Annotated in this window: 14 protein-coding genes, 1 pseudogene, 1 CRISPR repeat array and 2 riboswitches; of the genes and pseudogenes, 13 read left to right on the top strand and 2 right to left on the bottom strand. The window is 50.4% G+C overall.

Annotated elements, in window-relative coordinates; genetic code table 11:
* Positions 1-252 (bottom strand): annotated as a pseudogene (locus J3482_RS22150) (transposase); the annotation flags it as partial.
* A gap of 807 nt (positions 253-1,059) precedes the next feature.
* Between J3482_RS22150 and cas7g the strand changes: the two are divergent.
* From cas7g to J3482_RS11435, 8 genes are all read left to right on the top strand, one after another.
* On the top strand, positions 1,060-2,334 hold the full coding sequence (cas7g, locus tag J3482_RS11465; protein WP_236018163.1) for a type I-G CRISPR-associated RAMP protein Csb1/Cas7g: 1,275 nt from the start codon (positions 1,060-1,062) through the stop codon (positions 2,332-2,334).
* Positions 2,331-3,857, top strand: coding sequence for a type I-G CRISPR-associated protein Csb2 (csb2, locus tag J3482_RS11460; RefSeq protein WP_206922435.1), 1,527 nt, complete (start codon positions 2,331-2,333; stop codon positions 3,855-3,857). The genes cas7g and csb2 (J3482_RS11460) overlap by 4 nt, the downstream gene beginning before the upstream one ends.
* Entirely contained in the window at positions 3,854-6,943 is a 3,090-nt protein-coding gene (gene cas3g, locus J3482_RS11455) for a type I-G CRISPR-associated helicase/endonuclease Cas3g (RefSeq protein ID WP_206922434.1), read from the top strand. The genes csb2 (J3482_RS11460) and cas3g overlap by 4 nt, the downstream gene beginning before the upstream one ends.
* Entirely contained in the window at positions 6,940-7,965 is a 1,026-nt protein-coding gene (locus J3482_RS11450) for a type I-G CRISPR-associated protein, Cas3-extension family (protein WP_206922433.1), read from the top strand. Before cas3g ends, J3482_RS11450 begins: the two co-directional genes overlap by 4 nt.
* Complete coding sequence (csb2, locus tag J3482_RS11445; protein ID WP_206922432.1) at positions 7,966-8,826, top strand: type I-G CRISPR-associated protein Csb2; 861 nt, start codon at positions 7,966-7,968, stop codon at positions 8,824-8,826.
* Positions 8,827-9,117: 291 nt separating this feature from the next.
* Positions 9,118-9,891: direct repeats of the CRISPR family, unit length 37 nt; unit sequence GTTACTCCGCAGGGATCGCCTGCGGCATCATTGAAGC.
* A gap of 1,476 nt (positions 9,892-11,367) precedes the next feature.
* The gene (locus tag J3482_RS22145) at positions 11,368-11,622 is read left to right on the top strand and encodes a zinc ribbon domain-containing protein (RefSeq protein ID WP_438938618.1); all 255 of its coding nucleotides are present in this window, start codon (positions 11,368-11,370) and stop codon (positions 11,620-11,622) included.
* A complete protein-coding gene (locus tag J3482_RS11440) occupies positions 11,619-12,359 on the top strand; it encodes an SDR family NAD(P)-dependent oxidoreductase (protein ID WP_146824809.1) in 741 nt (246 codons plus the stop codon). The genes J3482_RS22145 and J3482_RS11440 overlap by 4 nt, the downstream gene beginning before the upstream one ends.
* Before the next feature lie 88 nt (positions 12,360-12,447).
* Positions 12,448-12,555 (top strand): ADP-ribosylglycohydrolase family protein, encoded by a 108-nt coding sequence (locus tag J3482_RS11435; protein ID WP_146824810.1) that lies wholly within the window; start codon positions 12,448-12,450, stop codon positions 12,553-12,555.
* Between the two features lie 838 nt (positions 12,556-13,393).
* Here J3482_RS11435 and proA read toward each other — a convergent pair.
* The gene (gene proA / locus J3482_RS11430) at positions 13,394-19,267 is read right to left on the bottom strand and encodes an anti-phage protein ProA (RefSeq protein WP_206922431.1); all 5,874 of its coding nucleotides are present in this window, start codon (positions 19,265-19,267) and stop codon (positions 13,394-13,396) included.
* A 295-nt stretch (positions 19,268-19,562) separates the two neighbouring features.
* Here proA and J3482_RS22140 point away from each other — a divergent pair, with 295 nt between their 5' ends.
* The 5 genes from J3482_RS22140 (at position 19,563) to J3482_RS11410 (ending at position 22,076) form a co-directional block, all read left to right on the top strand.
* Positions 19,563-19,805: a TOTE conflict system archaeo-eukaryotic primase domain-containing protein gene (locus tag J3482_RS22140; RefSeq protein WP_438938617.1), complete on the top strand. Its 243-nt coding sequence runs from the start codon at positions 19,563-19,565 to the stop codon at positions 19,803-19,805.
* 263 nt (positions 19,806-20,068) lie between these two features.
* On the top strand, positions 20,069-20,656 hold the full coding sequence (locus J3482_RS11425) for a YdeI/OmpD-associated family protein (RefSeq protein ID WP_146824718.1): 588 nt from the start codon (positions 20,069-20,071) through the stop codon (positions 20,654-20,656).
* A gap of 155 nt (positions 20,657-20,811) precedes the next feature.
* Positions 20,812-20,942, top strand: a riboswitch (cyclic di-AMP (ydaO/yuaA leader).
* A gap of 7 nt (positions 20,943-20,949) precedes the next feature.
* The gene (locus J3482_RS11420) at positions 20,950-21,135 is read left to right on the top strand and encodes a hypothetical protein (RefSeq protein WP_146824719.1); all 186 of its coding nucleotides are present in this window, start codon (positions 20,950-20,952) and stop codon (positions 21,133-21,135) included.
* Between the two features lie 29 nt (positions 21,136-21,164).
* Positions 21,165-21,294, top strand: a riboswitch (cyclic di-AMP (ydaO/yuaA leader).
* A 102-nt stretch (positions 21,295-21,396) separates the two neighbouring features.
* Positions 21,397-21,831 carry a universal stress protein gene (locus J3482_RS11415; protein ID WP_146824720.1) on the top strand — a complete coding sequence of 145 codons (435 nt, stop codon included), beginning with the start codon at positions 21,397-21,399 and terminating at the stop codon, positions 21,829-21,831.
* A gap of 23 nt (positions 21,832-21,854) precedes the next feature.
* Positions 21,855-22,076 carry a hypothetical protein gene (locus tag J3482_RS11410; RefSeq protein WP_206922430.1) on the top strand — a complete coding sequence of 74 codons (222 nt, stop codon included), beginning with the start codon at positions 21,855-21,857 and terminating at the stop codon, positions 22,074-22,076.
* The last annotated feature ends 626 nt before the right edge of the window (positions 22,077-22,702 follow it).

Raw genomic sequence — 22,702 nt, 5'->3', positions numbered from 1 at the left:
CGAAGGAGTGGCTTGAAAAGCAAAACCTTGCATGATGCCCAGTTTTAGGTGGGGGATTTTTCGGTGAACATGTGGGGGATTTTTCGCTTGACAAATACACTCCTTGCGCCACTTCCAGTATTCTTCCATGTTCAGGTAGCATCGGCCTGTTGTCCACGCCTCGTCAATCTCCATCAGCAGTGCCCCGATCAGCCGTATCACTGACTCCCGGTTGGGGAAGATGCGGATGACACGCTCCCGGAGCCGGATTTGACGCGACTTAGGTCACGAATAATGTGCTCGATGTCGTACACAGCAAGACTTCAAGGGGGCCACAGAACTAAGTCTGTGGAAGGTTTACGTACGGCTCCAATCAGAATCTATAGTTATGCGCTTCAATGTTGCCACCCATCTTAGAGTGGATGAAGGCATTGTACCGGAATCGAATAATGAGGTCAATTTTATTGTTTGTATATCTATATATTTAAAAACCCAGTCCAATGTGCTAACCTAGACCTAGGAGGTGAGCGGAGTGAGATGGAACGTTGCCGCATCGATGTGCGTAACGGTCAGCTTTTTCATAGTTGGATGGCGGAAAATCAGGAGGAAATCTCTGTTTGACCGCTGAGGAAGCGGTTACATATTGGGGGGCAAATCCCCCCCCTCGGCAACTTAGTTTGGTTTCGCAGCCAAGTTGAGTCGGCAAGCCTTTGGTACGGCTGAGATTTGGCTTGGTGAAAAGGTGAAATACTTTCATTTTTTGGTGTACTGAAGTTGTAAAGACATGTGCCGCTTGCCTTAACATTGCTCGGATCCGAGAATGAACGCAATTGCCTCTGTGATGTAGACGATTTCGCTTGCAAACGCAACCTTGTTTTACAGGTGTCGGAAAAATGTTCAAGAGGGAAGCGGATGTTCTGTTCTCGCTTCTGACCCAAACATAAGCTGTGGTCATTTGTACCACATTTGCTGTTCGACAGTTGGGTTCCGTACTCGACCGTCATCCTCAAAGCACTAGAGCATTCGATGCATGTTGTAAGCATTAGTTTCTATATTTTACTTAAACGGATGGTGAGACCGATGATTTCCTTTTCGCAACTGGAAAAAATGGTTCGCAGTGACGCTGCGCTGCGAAGAAGACAGGTATTGCAGCCGATTGGTGGACCAGGGGACAAGATTTTCCCGCCGACATATCCGGCGGATCGTGGAGACGCTCTACAGCACGTCTATGAGGTTCGAAAGATCAACGGAACTGAAATCTGGTGCGTCCTTTTGGACAGTGTTCAATCGCAGGCCAACAGAATGGAAGAAGCGTTGCTCACCGCAGTCAGAGAGGATGGTATCCGCATCCCGCATCTCATCGTGGATTTCAAGGATCACGGGATATTTGGGCTCTCTGAAATCACCTCTCTCGACGCACCTCACCGGGTTTATGATGCGATTATGCGTGACAGTCTGTTCGACGGAAAACCTTTTATGCAAAGTGAAATCGGTATACGTCTCGCTCAGGCGAAGCCAGACGATGCCTCCGCGTTGCTCGAACTTTCCCCGACCGCACTGCTGTTCGGCGCGTGGCATTCGACAGGAGGCGGCGGAGGATTAGGGGCACGATTTGCGCGTTGCCTCGTGTCGGAAATCATGGCTATCGATGTCCCGGTTGAGTTAGGGTCGCCCCGGGGACAACAAAATGATACGAGGCAGGGTGCAAATGAATTGCCGCTCCGCCGGGATATCGATTCCGAGGTGAGGACAGCCGGACGAAGGACCGGGAGTCGGATGGATCCGCTTGGCATTCAAAAAAAAGTGGAAGTGTTCAAGGCGGACGATGGTACTTGGGATGTCACGAAGGATGGTGCTGGCAAAGGGGCTAAGAAGGTTCGACCATCGAAGGTTAATCACGGCAACATTCTCCCAACTGTTGACCCCCTTGGTATCACTTGTGATCACGCTGAACATACGTTCGTTCTCAGCTTTGCCGCGATGCGCCGATTGCGGTTTGGCTCTCGTGACCGCGACGTCTTTGGCCGTACACTGATTGCTGCGCTGGGTTTACTTGCGCTGGCTGAACAAGATCTCCGTGGTTATTCGTTGCGATCGCGATGTGATCTCGTTCCGCATGGCCTAGCCCCGCTTGAAGTGGTGCATCCGGATGGAACGGCTGACATGGTAGAGGTCGATCTCGATTCGGCTCGTCATCTTTACGAAGAGGCCTTTGAGGAAGCGCAGAAGGCAGGTTTTAACCTGGCTACGGATCCGGTTCGTTTAACGCCACAGGACAAGCTCGTATACATCGTGAAGGAAAGTCAACGGTTGGCGCTCTCGGGCAAGGGTGGGGAGGCGGACGACGAAAAATGATGCTGGTGCTCGAAATTGAGTATCTGTCTGGCGTCTCATACGCGGCGATCGGCCCGGACAGCGCAGTGCCAGATTGGCCGCCACAACCGGATCGAATTTTCTCTGCACTTGTTGCAACATGGGCAGCGCACGGTGAGCCGGAGGACGAAATGGAAGCGTTGAAGTGGCTGGAGCAATTGGAAGCGCCGCTTTTGGATGCGTCCGAAGCGTGGTCGCGAACCCAACGCACAAGCTACGTTCCACCGAACGACGCCACGTCATCGAAAAAGGTACATGCGTTGCATCTCATTCCGGCAAGACGCGAGCGCCAGCCACGTCATTTTGCGGCGGCCAGGCCAGAGCACCCGATTCTCAGGTTGTTCTGGAATGAGCCACACTCGATAGATGAAGAGAAAGTTGCTACGCTTAACGCTCTGGCGTTGGATACTGCATACGTGGGACATTCTTCATGCTTGACTCGCTGCCGTGTGTACTTGAGTGATGAGGACATGCCGGATACTGTTCAGACGGTGAAACGTACTGTCTATCCCGGACGCTTGGACGAACTGGTTCGCGCGTTTGAGGCTGGGCGTCGCCCTCGCGCCGGCGTGTGGGTTTCGACCGAACCACCTGTGCAGAGTGATTCGCAAGTATCCGTTTTTTCTCCCGAATGGCTCTTGCTTGAAGCGGTGGAAGGCGAAGATGCAAACGAAAAGTTGCCTGACATCCGAGCCGCCGCTTTGGCTGCAAAAGCGATTCGAGATCGGATTGTGGAGGGATACAGACTAAGCCAGGCGGACGTTTCTGCTCCCGCTGTGGTGAGCGGCAAAATGCCGAATGGTCGTCCAGCTGTGGCGCCGCATTTGTCCATTGTGCCCCTTGCTTTCGTGGGCTTTCCTTACGCCGATGGCCATTTGCTTGGTTTTGGTCTTGTGCCACCACGCGGTAGTCATCTGTTTAACGAGGCTGACTGGCGGGGCGCGCTTCGCAGCATTACCGAGTGGGATGAACGGAGTCAGCGCCATGTGATGGTTGTTCCGCTCGGTTCCGGAGAAACGAACACGCTAACGATGAAATTGGCGCTTACACTGGAGCCTAAGAAGAAATCGCTCGATTCGGCACTGTACGTGTACGATAAGGGTAAGCCTGCGAGGACATTTGCAACCGTTACGCCCATGGTCCTCGATCGCTATGTAAACGAACGGGGCACAGCGCAAGTGGAGGCAATCGTGCGTCAAATTGTCCAAGCCTGTCGACACATCGGACTCCCAGAGCCTGAAATGGTATCGACGCGCGACGGCGTGAGGCCGGCTGTCATTGTGGACAAGCATTCGTCGTTTGAAGGTGCGCCATCTGTGACGATGGGTGGAAAACAACCGCATTGGATGCGTTGGAGGCTGCCAGATTACCTGTCCGGGAGGATGTTGACGCATGTCGTCATTCGGTTTCCAGAACCAGTTGCCGGGCCGGTGATTTTGGGGGCAGGACGGTACCTTGGTCTTGGCCTTTGTCGACCTGTTGCGGATGGAGGGGACTTTGTGTGAGCAGGCCGCTTGAGTCAGAAGATTTTGCATCATTTTTTCATGCAGTGCATGGCGTTGAACCGTTTCCGTGGCAGAAGCGTCTCGCAGCACAGGTGCTGGAGGAAGGAAAGTGGCCGGACATTCTGGACCTACCCACTGGTGCGGGAAAAACATCAGTTCTGGACATTGCCGTGTTCCATTTGGCGATGGAGGCGGATCGGTTGCGCGAACGGCACGCTCCCGTACGGATTGTGTTCGTCGTCGACAGGAGATTGGTGGTCGACGATGTCTATCGTCACGCCAATCAAATCAAGGACGCGTTGACTCAATCACAAGCGGAAACTGCGAAAGCAGTGGCGGAACGACTCGCGACATTATCTGATGATTCCGGTGTTCCGTTGATGGTGCAGCGGCTCCGCGGCGGCGTACCGCATGAAGGAGATTGGGCGAGATCGCCGATGCAGCCAACCATTCTATGTTCAACGGTCGATCAAGTCGGATCCCGGTTGCTGTTTCGGGGATACGGCGTATCGGATCGAATGAAGTCCATTCATGCCGGGCTTCTTGGCGCGGATTGCCGATTTTTTCTCGACGAGGCACATCTCGCAGAACCCTTTCGGCAGACGCTGGAATGGGTGAGGCATTATCGGGGAGATGTATGGCGAGAGAATTCGGAGTCTGAAAGTTCGTGGGGGTATACACTCCTCACAGCGACACCCCAATCGGACGATGCAGAGCGATTTGAACTAGGGTCCGAAGATTACGAGCATCCAATTTTTCGGGCGCGATGGACAGCATCAAAGCCGACGAGATTGTACCAGTTGCCGAAAGTTTCGCCAGCGCGCGCCGAAAGTTCGGATGAGGAACAGCAACAACTGGTGCGGGAAGTGCTCAATGAGGTGAAGCGTGGTCTTGCTGAACTCAATTCGTCAGGAGTAAAGGCGCCGGCATTTGGCGTCGTGGTGAACCGCGTGGGGCGGGCTCGAGCTGTGTTTAACGGGATGAAATCCGTTCTGAGAGATGCGTTTCCAGGTCAGGACATCAAACCGATGTTTCTCATTGGCCCGTCGCGTTCACTCGAGCGGGATCAGATCGCGGAGATATTGAGGGAGATTCGAACCGAGTCGGCGTTGGCTGGTCAGGTTAGATCTCTTTCGCAGCCCATGATTGTGGTCGCTACACAATGTATTGAGGTCGGTGTCGATCTCGATTTGGACGGTCTTGTCACGGAAGCAGCATCCATTGATTCGCTGCGCCAGCGATTTGGGCGCCTGAACCGTGCAGGCCGCGACGTTTCAACGTTCGCTTCAGTTGTCGCTGCACATTCGGCCATCCAGGAGAAGAGCAGGGATTCTGTCTACGGAGCGTCCATTCAACGCGCGTGGGACTATCTGACACGGAACGCGCAGCGGTCGGCCGAGAATGAAGGGACGTTGACCTTTGATTTCGGGTTAGCGGCTTTCGACTCGGTCATGAAGGCAGATGCCATCCCGGCGGATGCGCTCTCGCCAAAGCCCGATGCGCCAGTTCTCCTGCCGGCTCATTTGGATTTGCTCAGTCAGACTTGGCCCATTCCCAGCGCCGATCCAGAAGTCGGGCTGTTTTTGCACGGGAATCGACGAGAACCAGACGCTGTTACCGTCATCTGGCGAGGCGATCTTCACCCAGAACAAGATTCTGCAACGGTTCGCCGATTGCTGGGACTGGTTCCACCGCGTGTTGCCGAAGCGATCGAGCTCCCGGTATGGGCAGTCAAACGCTGGCTTCGACATGTGCCAAACGTGGATGCAATGCTGTCAGATGCTGCCGGAATGGCACCCGACGAGACGCAAGCTCGCTCACCTTCGGAGCACAAGGTATTTCGATGGCTCGGGGACGACGACCGCTCTCTTTGGGTGTTTCCCGGACAAATCAGACCCGGCGACACGATTGTCGTCCCAGCATCATACGGCGGCGTGGACCATGACGGTTGGAATCCGGAAAGCAAGGATGTGGTGGTAGATCTCGGCACCGAGGCGAATTACGCGTTTGCCAGACGGAGATTTGCGGTGCGTATCGCTCCAGGGTTAATTGCAGAAAGTCGTGAGGTTGCACTTGCCACGTTACTGGCGGAAGCTCATTCACGTCCGTGGAGGGACTTGCTCGACGACCTGCTTGAATTCAACAACCGAGTTGACGAGTCCGACCGTCGCGAACGGTGGATGATTCAGGCGCAAAAATCGATTCAAAATGGGTTAACCATGTTGGGTGCCGGGAACGACACGAGGGGTGCAAATGTCACCAAAGTGAAGCAAAGAAGTGGGAAGGTTACAGTCATCACGGATTTGTACGGTACGGATGACCAAGGGAGACCGCTTGGGGTTGTTTTGCTGGCGGAGCACGGGGTCCAAATTGAAGACGAAGTGCTTGTCGCATCGACCGAGGACGACGCAGTCGCCCCAGTGCCGAACAAAGAGATTGTGTTACGGGATCACTGCCGCGGTGTCGGTGAGAAGGCAGAAATGTTTGCGAGAATGGCTGGCATGTCGGAGGAGCGCGTTCGCGATATCCGGGTGGCGGGTTGGCTGCATGACATTGGGAAGGGGGATAGCCGGTTCCAGCGGTGGCTTGCGTATGGTGACTTGCTTGCTCCAGATCCAAAGCATCTGTTGGCTAAATCGAAGCAAGTGATTCCGCCAACAGTACGTGAGAAAGTCGGACTGCCGCACCGTTGGCGACACGAGGGCCTATCCGTGCGGTTGGCTCCGCTGAACCCGATGTTTTCGCAAGCGCAAGATCCTGAACTGGTCCTGTGGCTCATTGGCACGCATCATGGTTATGGCCGCGTATTTTTTCCACATGCCGATCCTCTGGACAAGGAGGCGCGTAACGCCGATTCGGTCGATCCGGTGTATACCACGGACGGTGAAGTATGCACACTTGCACCGGGGGATGGTCCTCAATCGCTCGCCTACGCGTGGAATGGGCGTGACTGGCCCTCGCTCTATGAGTCGTTGAAAGATCGCTATGGGGTTTGGGAACTTGCGCGCATGGAGGCCATTCTTCGTCTCGCAGATCATCGAGTGTCCGAAGAAGAAGCATCGTCGACAGACGGAGGTGCTGCATGAAGGCAACCGTATGTTACCGATTAGACGGGTTTGAGGCGGATAATCTACTCGCATTTTTCGCGTTGCTCGGATTGTTGCGTGCCTTGGAGGCTTTCGATCAAAAAACGGAGCAGGAGAAACGACTATACCCGCGTGTCTCCTGGAGCGATGCGCCGGTCTACCCGCTACTTCACCTGTCGCAAAATCTGTCGCGGGAGGAAGTGGCGGAACGAGCAGCAGACGGGATTGCGCTGCTTGCTGGCGATCATCAATTCGGGGATCACCTGGACTTGGATTATGTGCAGAAGGACGCGCGCGAACTGCTTTGTGAGGCGGCGCGAGCTGCGGATTGTAAGCGTCGTTATCGAGCGGATTTATTGGCAGCGCTGATGAGTGATGGTGCTGTCAAGGATGACAAAAAAGCTAAATCCGCCGCGGTCGACCCGACGCCCATCTGTCTCTTGTTTGGCGGCGGGCATCAGCACTTCCTCGACCGACTTGCGAAGGTGCCAAATCAAGTTGCTCCACCGCGGCGCGGTCGTGGAAAGTCCGCGGTGACGCTCTCTTCAGCGGAATGTTTGGCAGAGGCGTTGTATTCTCCATGGCATCGGAAGGATCCTACATTCTCGTTTCGCTGGGATCCTGAGGAGGCCGTGCGTTACGCCTTGATGGCAGGCGATCCAACCGATGCTGATTACAAGGTTTATACGCAGCATGGCGCCAATCGCTTGGCCGCGATCGGCATCTCTACATTGACCGTTGCACCGCGAACTCAGGGAGACCGTGTACGTGCTTTTATCCTCGGCGGTTATATGGATGGTGGCGAATTTGCGTTCGCTTGGCCGATTTGGCGGCCAGCGATCTCGCTGGCGGCTGTGCGCGGTTTGCTCGGTCATCCCGGGCTGTGGGAGGAGAATGGGCTGATTCATCTCGATGTCGTCAACGTGTTTGTCGCTCGCCGGATTCAGGTGGCGAGGCTGATGAATTTCACTAGAGGCGTACCGTTGTCAGAGTGGAAGACAGCTAAAGGAGAGAGGCGATAGATGACAGTCCAACATCAAATGGAGCAAGGAGAAAAGCCCATACTGTGCTCAGAACAAGAGGTGCAGGTTGCGCGATATCGTCTGACTTGCAAAACTCTACCTAGACTTGAAGATACCATTCGAATCGGGAACTTGTTTCGATTGGCGCTGATGTCTCTCGGGCCAGACAGGGTTCCTCAGGTCCTATCCGGGAAAGATGAGCGGGGGTGTCCACTTCAAGAGGGGCATCAGCACTCGCTGTTTCTTCCGGAAGATGCGGATGGAGACAACCATATTGACCATTTATTGTTCTATTCACCTCTCCCTGTGTCTAAAGAGGTTCTCCAGTCGCTGTGTGGACTCCGAGGGTTGTGTACATCTGGAAGCTTTAATCCAAGAAAGGCGCGAATGCGTGGAGATGTCTCCGGCGCGTACGATGTAAGACGGTGGCCCGTTACACTGGAGCGGATCGGAACGCGGCGTGACATAGGGAATGAGACTGCGTTGTTACAGACTAGTCACGCCTGGGTGTCCTGTACGCCATACTATCATCCTTGGTTCCGGAAAAAGCATGGGAAGTTTGGGCCGATAGACCAGCTTCGTCATGAAGCACGATTGAGGGGATTACCGGAAATCGTCAGCGCTGAGGTTCTGGCTGATGGCTGGCATACTCTTAACCATTCAGGAATAGGGGCTAAGGCGAGCGAACAGCCATATCCATTTGGTTTCGAACTTGTGAGATCCGGACGTTCATCCAAGGAACGGATTCCCGATCGATTTGGGCAATACATGAGAATTACGTTCGCAGAACCTATCACTGGGCCTGTCGTTTTTGGATATGGGTCGCATTATGGACTTGGTTTGTTTCGGCCGGCGCTTTGACACCATGTTTGTTACAAGTAGGTATATCGTGCAAATGGAACTTGCTGTATTATGACAGTTTATACTTGTGAGTTAACCCGCTACATGTATGAGATCAGCTATTATCTGGATACCGCGCGAACCTGAAGTGATGCACAATATGGCGGGGGTTCTCGCTCTACAGAACGTCAGGTTGGGGCGCCATTTGTGACAGTCTTTTGTTTACGAGAGGGGGATTGGGAAGATGAAGCTCCGCCGGGTTCGCGCAGATAACTCGAAATGTAGCACTGCAATTAGGACGAGAGCGCTGCAGTTACTCCGCAGGGATCGCCTGCGGCATCATTGAAGCTTAATATCTTGTTCGGTATGATCCACCCATCCAGGTTACTCCGCAGGGATCGCCTGCGGCATCATTGAAGCAACCTTACCAATCGCTCGTGTTCCGCTTTAGCTTCAGTTACTCCGCAGGGATCGCCTGCGGCATCATTGAAGCAGCTAGCGTGTCGTCGTCAATACGCTCAGCCGTGTTCGCAAGTTACTCCGCAGGGATCGCCTGCGGCATCATTGAAGCCGCCAGTTCGTTGACCTCATTGGCCTTAGCTTGCAAGGGTTACTCCGCAGGGATCGCCTGCGGCATCATTGAAGCAACAGATTGCGCAGCCTTAGAAAAACTGCCAAAATGGTTACTCCGCAGGGATCGCCTGCGGCATCATTGAAGCGCGTTTTTGCGGACGGCACGAAAGAGTTGTTTAACAGGTTACTCCGCAGGGATCGCCTGCGGCATCATTGAAGCGCCGACGGCTATCTATACAATGGGCGAATGGATGTGAGTTACTCCGCAGGGATCGCCTGCGGCATCATTGAAGCCTGCAAAGACGTGATGTAGCCGATAGGTTGACCACGTTACTCCGCAGGGATCGCCTGCGGCATCATTGAAGCTTGGGCGCCTGCTGCCGCTGGGACATACACGCTCACGTTACTCCGCAGGGATCGCCTGCGGCATCATTGAAGCAAATTTCGACGCGACAACCTCTGAAACTTTGTCATGGGTTACTCCGCAGGGATCGCCTACGACTCCATTGAAGCATCCTATATGGAACGCCAGCCGTTACTGGTAAGGGCAGTGTAACCTCGCGGACATCGTCTACAAATCGTTCTGCGCGCAAAGTACAGCGGGAGTATGTCCGGCCTGAGTTCCAAGGGTATCAAAGCCCGGAAAACAGCAGCAGCGGTCTTGCGGGCTGGACTAGCGCTTCGGTCAGCAGCCAGCCGCTTTCGTTCGGCCACAGGATCAGCGTCACGCCGTCGAAGGGCGACGGCGCATCCCATTGTACATCGGTCAGCCGGTTTGTTTGAGACTGAGATTTCGTGAAATACTCATTGCTGTTGTTGATCGTTCATCCTGTAGCTCTTCCTTCGAGGAAAAAAGTGAAAAGCTCAGGCAACGCTGTCCAAGTCATCTAGTCCACCCATCTGATTGAGCAGGGGCTGGAACGCGTTTCCGTTTGATACGAAGGTTACTATGTAGGCGATTTGTTTAGTGACCTTGTTCACGTCCGATTGCACGTTCTTCAACTTTTACTGGTTTCCGGCCTCGGACTTCCTCAATTGCTCATTAAATGCGGATACACACCACGAATCAAATCCTTGGGTTTGTATTCGGAACGAATCGTTCACGTCCTGTGCCGGGCTCAATGAGGCGTCGGAACAACTTCGTATTGCGCTTTGCCTGGGTAATCCAAATCGAAATTTGCACACTCATACTGGCGTAGAAAGGGTTTGCTAGAATACCATGACCACCCAGAGACGGCAAGATACCTGCTTGCGCACATCCTGAAGCATCTGCCAGGCCTAGTCGAGCTTGGAGGGTGCTTTATCTGTTTCGACTTCAGGATTCTTCCAAATAGAATATGATCACGGATACTCCACGCCGTTTCCGACGAACAGCGTGCAATGCGACAATGTTCATAGCCCATGTATAGGTCTTGCTAGCTCTGTCATAGAGCCAGTATAAAAATGAGTGCCCTTCGCAAAGGGATGTGGTGCATGTGTGTCGTCCAAAGCAAGGACGTCTTCATCTGTGAGTTCAGTGTCCAGGTCATTCTGAAGCCTTTCGGTGCGTTTTTGGTTGAACACATTCCAGCCAGACAATCCGGTCAGGAAGCGACTCAGTGGGATTGCGATATCTTTTGGATGCTCAACATTTGTTGTAACAGACCGTCTTGATTATAAAACGAAGACAATGCACTGACCGACGGCGAACGATTGATGAGTCTAACAACGTAGGCGAAAGCGAGTACAAAAAATCAATTGATTTCGGTGTTTTTGGAGATTTCAATGAAAATATGAATTCCCCTAATTCAGGAGCCAACTGCATAGGTCATGTTTGTGGTAAAATATCCATGTTGATAGGGAATGGGTAGAGTCGTTGAATCAAATCAGAATGTGACTTTTTACTGCGAAATCTTCTCATCAAGTGTCATCCGCAAAACGGGATTCACAAAGTTGTAAATCAATCGGTACGGTCTCATCGCATTTGAGGACTTGAACACGCAGCAGCGCATGGTTAAGAATCACCATTTTACAAAGAGCATCGTTGATGCTTCTTGGAATCAACTTGTATCGTGCACCATGTATAGCGCGGAAGAAGTTGGTCGTCGTGTGGTGTTGGTTGATCCAAAGAACATAAGTCAACAGTGCTCAACCGCGGCGAAATCGTTCGGAAAAAGTTGGACAACGCACCCATCATTGCCTGCCGGCATGGGGAGTGATCACAATATGTGTATCAAAAAAGAAGCGAAAAGGAGCCTACTATGAAAGCACTTGTCACAGGCGCAAATAAAGGAATCGGTTTTGAAATCGCTCGATATCTTGGAAAGCGCGGCTATGAAATTCTCGTCGGGGCGCGTGATGAGGCCCGTGGGCAGGCAGCAGTTGAAAACCTTGCTGCAGAAGCCATATCAGCGATGTTCATCAAGATTGATTTGAATGATTTTGATAGTTTGCACACAGCGGGTAAAGTGATTGATTCGCTCGATATTTTGGTCAATAATGCGGGGATTCCCGATAGTTCAAAGCCTGGGCGCGCGGCGCTTGACCTTACAAAGCACACATTTGACTATACAACCGATGATTTGCGCGCGACGATGGAAACGAATTTTCTTGGCACACACGAACTCATGAAAAATCTGTTGTCAGTTCTGACAGACAACGCGAAAATCGTTAACATCACCATTCCGATTTCGCCGACTGAATTTTGGCACCCACTCGCTTACATTACGAGCAAAGCAGCACTCAACGTGATGACGCTGACTTACGCCTACGAGTTTGAAAAGATGGGCAGCCATCGCCAGATTTTCGGCATTATGCCTGGCGCGGTCGCGACCGAATTGAACGGCATGGAAGCTGGTGCACACGGCGGCTTCGTTAAATCTGCCGAAGCTGCTGGCCAAATGTGTACCGACATTATCCTGTCTGACAAGAATCAAAATGGGCAAATTATCCAGTATGACGGGAAGATTGTCACAGATTATGAGACTCAGCTGAGAGGATAGAAACACCTGTCAGTGATATAACTTCGGCTAGGAACTTTCATTACTAAGCGTCTCAAGGGTTACACCATTACATAGGGAGGTGGTTGTTTTGTTACAAGAGGTGGGTCGAATTCGCGGTGGATTTTGGGGATTACTGGTCGGTGATGCACTTGGCGTACCACATGAGTTCCGCTCTCCACGCCAAATTCCGGCGTAGCACAACATTGAGATGGAGCCACCTATCGGATATGACCGGGAGTACCCACATATCAAGCCCGGGACATGGTCTGATGACGAGGCACTTATGAGAGTGCTACCACTTGCAATGTGGCATCGAGGGAATGATGCCGAATTGATTGAAGATGCATACTCGTAAACGATTGTTACACACGGTCACGTTACTAACCAAGTCTGCTGTGCCCTATATTGCTTATGGGTGCTGAGGCTGATAGAAGGATACGACATTGACGCCGCGTATGCGTTCGCCCTTACGATTTTACGACTTTACGAGAGCACTACGGTGAAACGTCGGAACATTGGCGCGACTTTGAGACGGTCGTCCGTGCGAGCGAGGCACCCATTACGGACGGAAGTGGCTACGTGGTGGCAACGTTGCCTTGCACGAGTGTTGTTCCAAATGCGAGCAAGATTGTGGATGGATTGAGGTTCAAAGGTCGTCCCAAGTTCCGATTTCCATATGTATTGTTCGCATAAATCTTGCGATGCCAATTACACCCGAAGAAATGGACTTGGATTTAAATGACATCAACAGTTTTACGGATTTAGCAGCTGTCTATGTTGGTTCACGAGGAAAAATACGGAAACAGGCAGGAGGCAGGATTCACAACAAGAAAAAGAAGTGTAATGGATAATTTTGTAATCAATGATTGCCAAGGACAGCGCAAGATAGTCTAGAGACTGTGCGCTGCGCTGTGGGATGAACTTTCGTGGAGACCCAGCCAGCCTTGTGGCGGCTGGGTTTTTGACATTGATGGGGCAATTTCTCTGTTTCCTTTTTAAGTGCGTCTCTCGAGATGTGGTATTGTTCAACTGACTCACACCTCGCACGCCGTGATTACGCGTTGTCGCTGATGGTCAAACGCAGCAAATCCGTGCGCAATCGCTACATCGATGGCTCGTGATATGATACGTTCCAGAGTTGTTCCAGTACGCTGATATCCCATTACGCGAGACACTTCCCGGATGAGCTCTGGTTTAGGCAAGCTGATTTGAGATGCGAGGACGTATTTCACTGCAGCGGTAACCTCTTCAATGGGCAGATCATGAGCGTTTCGTTTTTCAGCTGATCCCGCTTCTGTGCGAAACGTACGATAGAATCTTGGGTCTGAGTCATTGGGCCAGAAGAACACTTGACCCGACTGAGTTGTTTTTGTTACGTCCAACTGATCGACCAAGTGATCGAAGCGCTCCTCAATGCGGTTCCCCATGCGCTTGATTCCCCATGCCTCAAGCACCCTTCGGTAGGCAAGTGAACGACTTATGGGGCCTTCTGTTTTGATTACCTGGAGAAGCTGTTCCATAATCAGACGATTATTTGCATAATCATAGAAGGCCTCTGAAGGGAGTGCAACTGCCGATAGCACAGCTGACTCGTATTCAACCGGCGTCACGGTGTTTGACGGAGTGCCGTCGGAGCTTGGGTGTACGTCATTCTTGACTAGGTTTGCTACTTTCTCCTCGCAAACGGAGTCTTGCATTGGCGGTTCCGCCGAAGCGTGTTGTTCTGCCTTGTGAATGGCCTGGATAATACGTTCGATTTCCCGATCAGGGTTTTCCCACCAATCCATTGCCCACACAGAATGCAAGTTCCATCCCAACTGTTCTAATACACGCGCTCTTAATACATCCCGATCTCGTGCGGTCGCCGCCTTACGATACGCGTCTCCATCTGTGATGATTCCGAGAAGGAAACGTCCGTTGTCTCTGTTATCAACAATGCCTAAGTCAACTCGAAATTCTGAAGATCCTACGCGTTCGGCCACTGTATATCCGAGGTCGCGAAGACGCCTTGCGATTTCATGCTCAAAACGTGGGGCAGTGCCAGATTCGATGGATGGGGGTTGAATGGACAATGCTGCCACGCCCTTTTCAGCATATGCAAGGAAAGCTTTGAGCCCAGCGACGCCTTCCGCGGTGGTTTTTGAAGTATCGATTTGGTCGGCGCGCAATGTTGAAAACACCACCATCTCTTGGCGCGCCCGCGATACTGCAACGTTCAGTCTTCTCCAGCCGCCATTGCGATTGAGGGGACCGAAGTTGAGGTTCACTTTGCCTTTCGCATTGGGACCATAACCAATGGAGAATAGAATGACATCACGCTCGTCTCCTTGTACATTCTCGAGGTTTTTTATGAACAGCGACTCATACATCTGAGAAGAAGCGGATTCCAGTTCGTGATCCGTTTGAAACGCCTCGTCCAGCAGGTCTTCGATAAGGTTTTTTTGTTGCAGATTGAATGTAACCACACCAATGCTTTGCTTCCGAAGTTCCGGATTGGACAGACGCCGTTTAATCTCATTGACTACCGCTTGGGCTTCGATGTGGTTTTGCTTTGTCCGCCCGCGGTCATAGATACCATCAACTTTATGAAAATGGACACGCCTCTTCAGTTCATCTGCCGACGGAAATGTGAGAAGTTTGTTTTCATAATAGTGGTGGTTACTGAACGCAATTAATGCTTCACTACGGCTACGGTAGTGCCATAACAGGTGACCTTGAGGCATACCTAGGGCAAGGCAGTCTTCGAGGACACTTTCCAAGTCCTCGGTGGCTTCAGTCTCGTCAGAATCTCGTGACCCCGATGCGAAAAATTGGGTGGGTGGCAATTGTTTCGGATCACCGACGACAATCACGTTTTTGCCCCTCGCCATAGCGCCTATGGCTTCCGCCGTCGGTAATTGGGATGCTTCGTCAAAAATAACCAGATCAAACATTGGCATGGCCAAATCTAGATACTGGGCCACTGACAACGGAGACATCAAGAAACAAGGACAAACTTTGGTAAGCAGGTTTGGAATTTGACTGAAGAGATTGCGAAGTGACATTCCTCGAGCTCCGCTGCGTATGGCCCGCAGTAAAATCCCCATCTCAGAATGGGTATTGGGCGAAATGTTTGCAACTGTTGGTACCCGAGAAGCCACCTGTGCTGCAATTTCCTGTTGCGACAGCCCTTCATATTCATCTGTGAGGTTTCGGAACCGTCGTATGGAATCCTCAAATAGCGGACTAGAGAATTTATTTAGGTCATCATCCGCCATCATCATTTGCTCTGCAAGGCCTTTATACAGTGACTTCTGGAATGTCGGTAGGACGGTTTCCTCATTTAATTGTCCGTTTTCCCACGCCAACACAATCGATTCAAGGTTGTGTTTTAGTGCTTTTGCGCGAACAGAGCGCCAGGTGCACCAATCTCTTAACAAAGAGAGGTTTCCAAGCCATTGTTCTGCCATTTGGTTGATTTCCTCGAGCCAATTGGGACGTGATCCATCCACTGTCGAATTTTCTTCGAAGTTGATATGAAGCACGTTTCCGACACTTGATTCAGATGCTTGTAAAGACTGGCAGGCGTCTGCTACTGCTGTCAATGACGAGTTAAAGCGGGTGCGAAATGGTTCAGCGCCTGTCGCGAGTGCCCGTGCGAGAGCATGTACGAATTCATGATGTTGCTGAGGGTTGTCGAAAATCTGGCTCATCGTTTGATCAAAGTGTTGACGCCACTCGACGATGGAGGTCAGTTCACGCCAACTAGGATTACCTTGATTCCATAAAGTGGGTGATACCCACGAAGACACTGTGGATGCTACGGCTTGGATCGCAGCTTCCTCACGTTGGAGTTCCAATATTTTACTCAGATCTGTCTCAACACGGTCAGTCGTTACTTTATGGCCAGGCAGCCAGAGGGGTTTGATTTGTTTTAAGATTCTAGCTCGGTGTAGCTGGCGAGGGATAAACCATTCTTGGCCTGCCTGTATCCATTGTGTCAAGCAATGTTTCGCATCGAATGTGAGTAACTCAGCCGAATAATCAGCAAAGAGCGTTGTTCTCAAGGTGTCTCGTGATGTCCCATGAGCGACAGTTTGGTGAATGACGGCACTCATTTCAGCGAGATCGGTCTCAAAAAAGGAAGATGTGACATCCGGTAACTCAAGCAGAAGCTTGCATAGGTGAGGTAAAGCCGAGAGTTGCCGTCGGGTGAAACTGGGCGTTTCACTGAGAGATAACATTTCAACGAGATTTCGCACTGCGTGGCGGGTTTTTTTAAGTTCTTGGATCAATCCTCTTAGTGAAGTGTCTGCTTGAGACCGCAGTGTGGCTGAAAACTCCTCACAATGGATATCTGCAAGCGGATGAAGGTGTGGACCGCCACACACTTGTCCCCCGATTCTTAACTCTGATACGATTTGAATCAATTGTTCGATATCGTCGTACGACAGTTGCGCTAGCTTGGAGGGTTCCATGAACACGATATCTGGTGCATTTCGAACGCTATCAAATAACGCGATAGCATTATGCACTGACAGCCCATTGTGGTGCTTGGTGTGTAAGGCAGCAACAAAGCGATTCAGTTTTGTCCTTGTTTCGGACAACTGCGCCCCCGTGCTTTTCCAGTTGTCTGGGGTGTTACCTTTGGATGCCTCTAAGGCCCGGTTCAACTGGTCGAGCACTTCTCGTTTATTGCCTTTGTTTGAATGTATCTCAAGTGCAAATGCATCCAGTCCAATATCCGCGAGACGCCGTTGGACGACGCTCAACGCAGCCATTTTTTCCGCCACAAACAAAACTGTTTTACCTTTTCTAAGCATGTTGGCAATGATGTTTGTAATGGTTTGGGATTTTCCTGTGCCGGGCGGTCCATGCAGTACGAAACTTTCACCCTCCAGTGCAGCCGAAATAGCTCTCAGCTGTGACGAGTCCGAGCTTAACGGGGACAGGAGTTCGTGAGGTTCATACTTGTCATCCAGGTTCGTCGTGTCAAACAAGGTGCCGATTGGCTGCCATTCTAGTTTTGCAGCCATTAGGCTGGAGACCACTTTGTTCTTCTTCAGGTCCTCCTTGCGTCTGTGAAGGTCGTTCCACATAACGAACTGGCCAAATGAGAACAGACCGAGGTAAGCTTGCTCCACAACATCCCATCGTGGTTTGTCCTTGATTAACTTTCGGATGAGCGTATATACCTTACGCAGATCAATACCGAAATCATCCGTAGGCAGAGGATCTACGCCATTCATTTCGATGGAAAAGTTTTGCTTTAACATCTCTACGAGCGTGATGTTAAATTGAGCGTCGTCTTCGCGGCGACGAACGCCAAATCCCACCCGGGAATTTTTTCTTACGAGCTCGACTGGAATCAAGATAAGTGGGGCATAACGGGCTTTTTGGCTTGACTCCGACTCGTACCACTTAAGAAAGCCTAGGGCAAGATAAAGTGTATTCGCCCCACTTTCTTCTAGGGATGTTTTTGCAGCTCGCCACAAATTCGTGCTGCGCGTTTTCAAGTCAACTTCCTCCAGCGCGGCGCGCAGTCTGTTGTGTTTAAGTTCGTCTGTCAGCACGCCTTCCAAGGGATGGCCATTGTCAAAGTGGGCAAACAGTTCGGAGTTGTGTGTAGACTTCCCCCAGTCACTTGGCGCAGGAAGTAGTTGATACTCGGTCGCGCTGGCCAGACCATCTTCTAGTTGTGGGAGCCCGTAGCTGAGAATAGGTATACTGGTTCGGGTAGAACGGAAATTGAGTAGTGTGTTGCGCAGGGAAAGGTCCAGAAGTCGGCGTTCCCACTCTTTTACCTTTGGATGCGTCGACGAACCATCCGGTGTGTCAGTATCCACGATGAACAGCGGGGATGGGACTTGTGAACTGGACACTTTTTCCGGAACGGGATGTTTATACTCCCAGCCTACGTCTGTTTTTATACGGAGCGGCAGTGGCCGGATAGATGCAGATCTTGCACGCTTAACATCGACAAAGAGAATGAACTTATCTTCGTCCATGAGGTGTGCTCTGCCTGCTCGTTCAGCATCTTCAAATGACGCATGAATCCCTGAAGTCAACGATGTCGACTCTACGAGGCAGATTTCATGAAGACCATCTGCTGTACGTTTGGAGAGGAGGGACAGGTCATCTTGAATCACTTCCGGGAATGTTTCGTCAATGAGCCAAGCTCCAACAAACGCATGGCCTTGTTTGAATACGATTAGGGGATTAAGGCCCACTGCTTCTAGGCATCCAGCGATGAGTACAGTGAGATCAAGACAATTTCCCAAGCGATTTGAAACCAACGTGTCTGCGAGGCGAATTCGTTGTCCATGTTGTTCATAGCTTGGGGGAAGGACGGAGTACATGATGTTTTCTTGCAGAATTGCTTGGTATATGGCAGCAACTTGTTGACGAGTTCTAGATGCATTGTGGGATTGATAACCATCGAAAGCGGCGTCTTTCAGCCATCCCGACAGGATGTCTCCTGCCACGCGAGTAAGTCTGATGATTTCCGGGTGATTCGGGGTTACGAATGCAGTTATCATTTCTGGGGCAACGGCTAGGCCGCCCCACTCATCAAATGCGAGAATATCGAGTGGAAACACTTGCTCGAGAATGGCATTGTCTTCCTGTGCGACGGTAATGGATATATCCCCGTTGAGTCGTTCCGTTAATTCACCAAGAAGTTTAGCTGGGATCTTTACATCGATAACGCTCAGGTTTACTGCTGTGTTGGCCGGTAAAAGATCTAGGTGTTTGCTCCAATTGATTCCCAGTTCCATGGAGTCCACAATGCTGACGATTACATCATGAATATCTTGCTCTGTGGTATTGCGAATTAGGAGTTCGCGGACAATCGGAAAGTGGTTTTGCTGCATGGCATAATTGACTATCCGATTGTATGAAAGTTCCACTTGGATTGAAGCCTTATCCACCACCACAACACATCCTTGTCAGGAGATCTCTGTAAAATTTATGATATCAGATATATTCCTTTATCCGACAAATAAAGACAAATTTTTTTGGCAAATCTCATAGGTCAGATGAACGATGACAAAGTTGTATCACTGCGTGACGTTGCAGGGGCAACTGATTTTACTGTAAGCAAAATAAGTACGGATTTGAATACGGAGGATTTATGGTTTGGAAAGGTTTAGATTCCGAAGGAGTTAGAGCTGTTTCGCAGTTATTTTAGGGGCAGGGAGTGACTATCAGCCGTTAACGGACGATGTGATACGAGCCCATTTGCAGGATGAAAGACAGCCGGTGGTGGTGGTGGGGCTGTATCCACTACTGTTTGATGAAACTTGCTGGTTCCTGGCCGTGGACTTCGATAAACGCAGTTGGAAAGATGACGCGACTGCGTTTTTAGATACCTGTTACCAATTGAATGTCCCTTTTGTTGACCCGTACTTTGGAAAAGCGCCATCAAATGGGCTTGGATTCGTATCATCGAATGTTTCCTATTATTGATGCCAATTTTATTCATGGATAGAAGGTCACATCTACAGTATTTTGAAGAGAGTCCACCGGAAGAAGAACGGGTCATACTTGCAACGGGGCGCTTTATTGGCGAGGGGTTTGATGATGAACGTTTGGACGCGTTGTTTCTTGGGCTACCAATATCCTGGCCGTGGACGTTACGATCCCGATGAACTGCACACTCTGTATTGGATAATTAAGAAGGGGCATGCTGCGCCGAGCGTGATCTCGACAATTAACGGAGGAACTTCTTGATGACAACTCATAAATTGAATCCGAAGGTTGATGAATTTTTAAGCAAGGCTAAAAAATGGAGAGAGGAGTACGAGAAGTTAAGAGATATCGCGCTTGACTGTGATTTAACCGAAGAATTTAAGTGGATGCATCCTTGTTACACGTTTGAGAACAAGAATATCGTTTTAATCCATGGCTTCAAGGAATATTGTGCGCTATTGTTTCACAAAGGTGCGCTGTTGCAGGATACACATGGGATTTTAATCAGACAGACGGAGAATGTGCAAGCTGGGCGGCAAGTTCGGTTCACAAATGTTCGGGAGATTATTGAAATCGAACCCATTTTAAAATCCTATATTCGCCAAGCCATTGACGTTGAAAAGGCCGGCTTGAAGGTAGAGTTAAAAAAGGATTTTACTATTCCGGAGGAATTCCAATGCGTACTAAATGAAAACCCAGCTTTGAAAACGGCCTTCCAATCATTGACACCCGGACGGCAAAGAGGATACATTTTATATTTTTCCCAACCTAAACAGTCAAAAACTCGAGTGTCCAGGATTAAAAAATGTGTGGGGCGGATTCTCGATGGAAAGGGACTGAACGATTAACTGTGGTGCCAGAGAACGAGACCAGAAGCTGTATGGATCTAAACCAATCGCTCACGTGATTATTTCTCACGAAGGTGACATTCGCCCGCAAATAGATACCCAATTAAAAATTCTCATGAATACCCCCATAAATATATTTCGCAGGTCGAATCCTTATGACATAAACGCCAAATTCCGAAAGGAAACGGGGAAACCACCATCTTTGGGGTGAATCGCGGGATAGCGCGTAGGGAACCTTTCAGCCCGAACCCGTCAGCTAACCTCGTAGGCGAATTTGAAAGGAGACGGATAGTATGCAAATGCAAGAGTGGATCGATTTAGGTCGTGTAAGCGAGTTGGTAGGTTCCGAACTTCTGTATGACGCTGACGCAATGACTAAACTACGTCACGCCAATCGTGCCACACAATATTTCCCGTCAAATGGTAAGAAACGATCGAAGTATTACACGCCTCCACGTAATGACCATCATGAAGTGTAATGACGACTGATATGAGGTGCTGAAAACTTCACAGGCAATCGCTTAGTTCCGAAAGGAAGCGGAGGAACCATTCAATTGGGGTGAATCCAGTCTCCGACTGGTAGGGAATCTCTTATCCCGAATCCGACAGCTAACTTCGTCAGCGTTAAGAGAGGTGTAGGTTGGTACGTTGATGCTGATTATGTCTGCCCCCCGTAGGAACTCCTGCGGGGGCGTTTGTTGTTTTAGCATTCAACCGAAGAAATATTGGGGGGACTAAACATGTATCAGCGAATTCTCGTACCAATTGATGATTCGGATACAGATGACGCCATGTTGCGCGAAGTGTCACGAATGTATGCGGAACATCGAGATCGTACCATCATCCTTTTCCACGTCCTGAGGCCTGTACATCCCCTTACTGTCGGGGCAGGATACGTAGTAGATACAGGTGACGTTCAAACGCGAATGGAACAAGATGGATATCAAATTTTGAAGCGGGCCCGTGAGAAATTATCGCATGTCGGTGTCGCATCCGAGCAGGTCTTGGAATGGGGGGAACCCGCCCACGAGATCAGTCGATATGCAAAAAGACAGGACGTCGACTTAATTGTCGTAGGCAATAAAGATAAAAGTCTGCTTGATAAATTACTCAGTGGTAGTGTGAGACAACAGGTTATAGAGAAAGCACCGGCGGACGTGCTCGTGGTGAAGTAAATACTGTGAATGAGGTGAAGCGAATGATCAAAATGGAGGAAGTACATGAGCAATTGAAGAAATGGGGCGAATTGATCATTACGACGGATGCCGGGGATTCCTATGAGATTCATCTCGGCGATACCGAATTTGATCAAGCAAATCGTGTGCTCCAGTTTACCACACCAGAAGCAAAAATTGTCCTCGATGGCGATACCATTGAAAGTGTAAAAATGCACTTCAGTCACAAGATAAGTGATGAATGACGGCTACGAGAGAGGATGTTGCTGAATGGGGAAATTCGTGAGATTCGTTGCCGCTAGTGCTGCAATTGTTGGTGCGGCTGTTGCGATTAAGAAAAATGTAACACTGATCAGAAACCTCAGGAACGAAACAAAAATCGACGACGTGTTGTAAGTAGTTGGTCACTACAAGAGACAATATGAACCGGAGTATCCAAGCAGCACCCCACGCGACATGTTGGGGTGCTGCTTCGTTTAGTGTAAGATGTACCACACCGCACCTGTTGTTTTCCGCAACTTAAAAATGCAGAAAAACGCGGCGCTCCGATATACCGCGTTAATTATATTTATGCAATCTGGTCAGCGTTTCCTTATGTCGTTAACGCCCCCTATAGTTCAAGAAGGATGTTGTTACTGCTAAGCTATTTTGTCCAAAGGCTGACGGTGTAGGTTGTCCTCAATCTGACGACATATATGTCCGAACGCTGTTGTGATGCGATTGCGGACGATTCTCTTGATGGGCTATAATGTCCGTTTTTATCACAATGGGAAGCCTAAAACCCCTGTGTCGAACTATTTTGGCCGAATGAAGCCTTTTCACTACATTCATTGGACATGGATTTTCGACTTTCAGTGTAAAATTCTAGGGC

The sequence above is a fragment of the Alicyclobacillus suci genome (assembly GCF_017329615.1).
GTDB lineage: Bacteria > Bacillota > Bacilli > Alicyclobacillales > Alicyclobacillaceae > Alicyclobacillus > Alicyclobacillus suci.
This window is presented reverse-complemented; position numbering and strand designations above follow the sequence as displayed.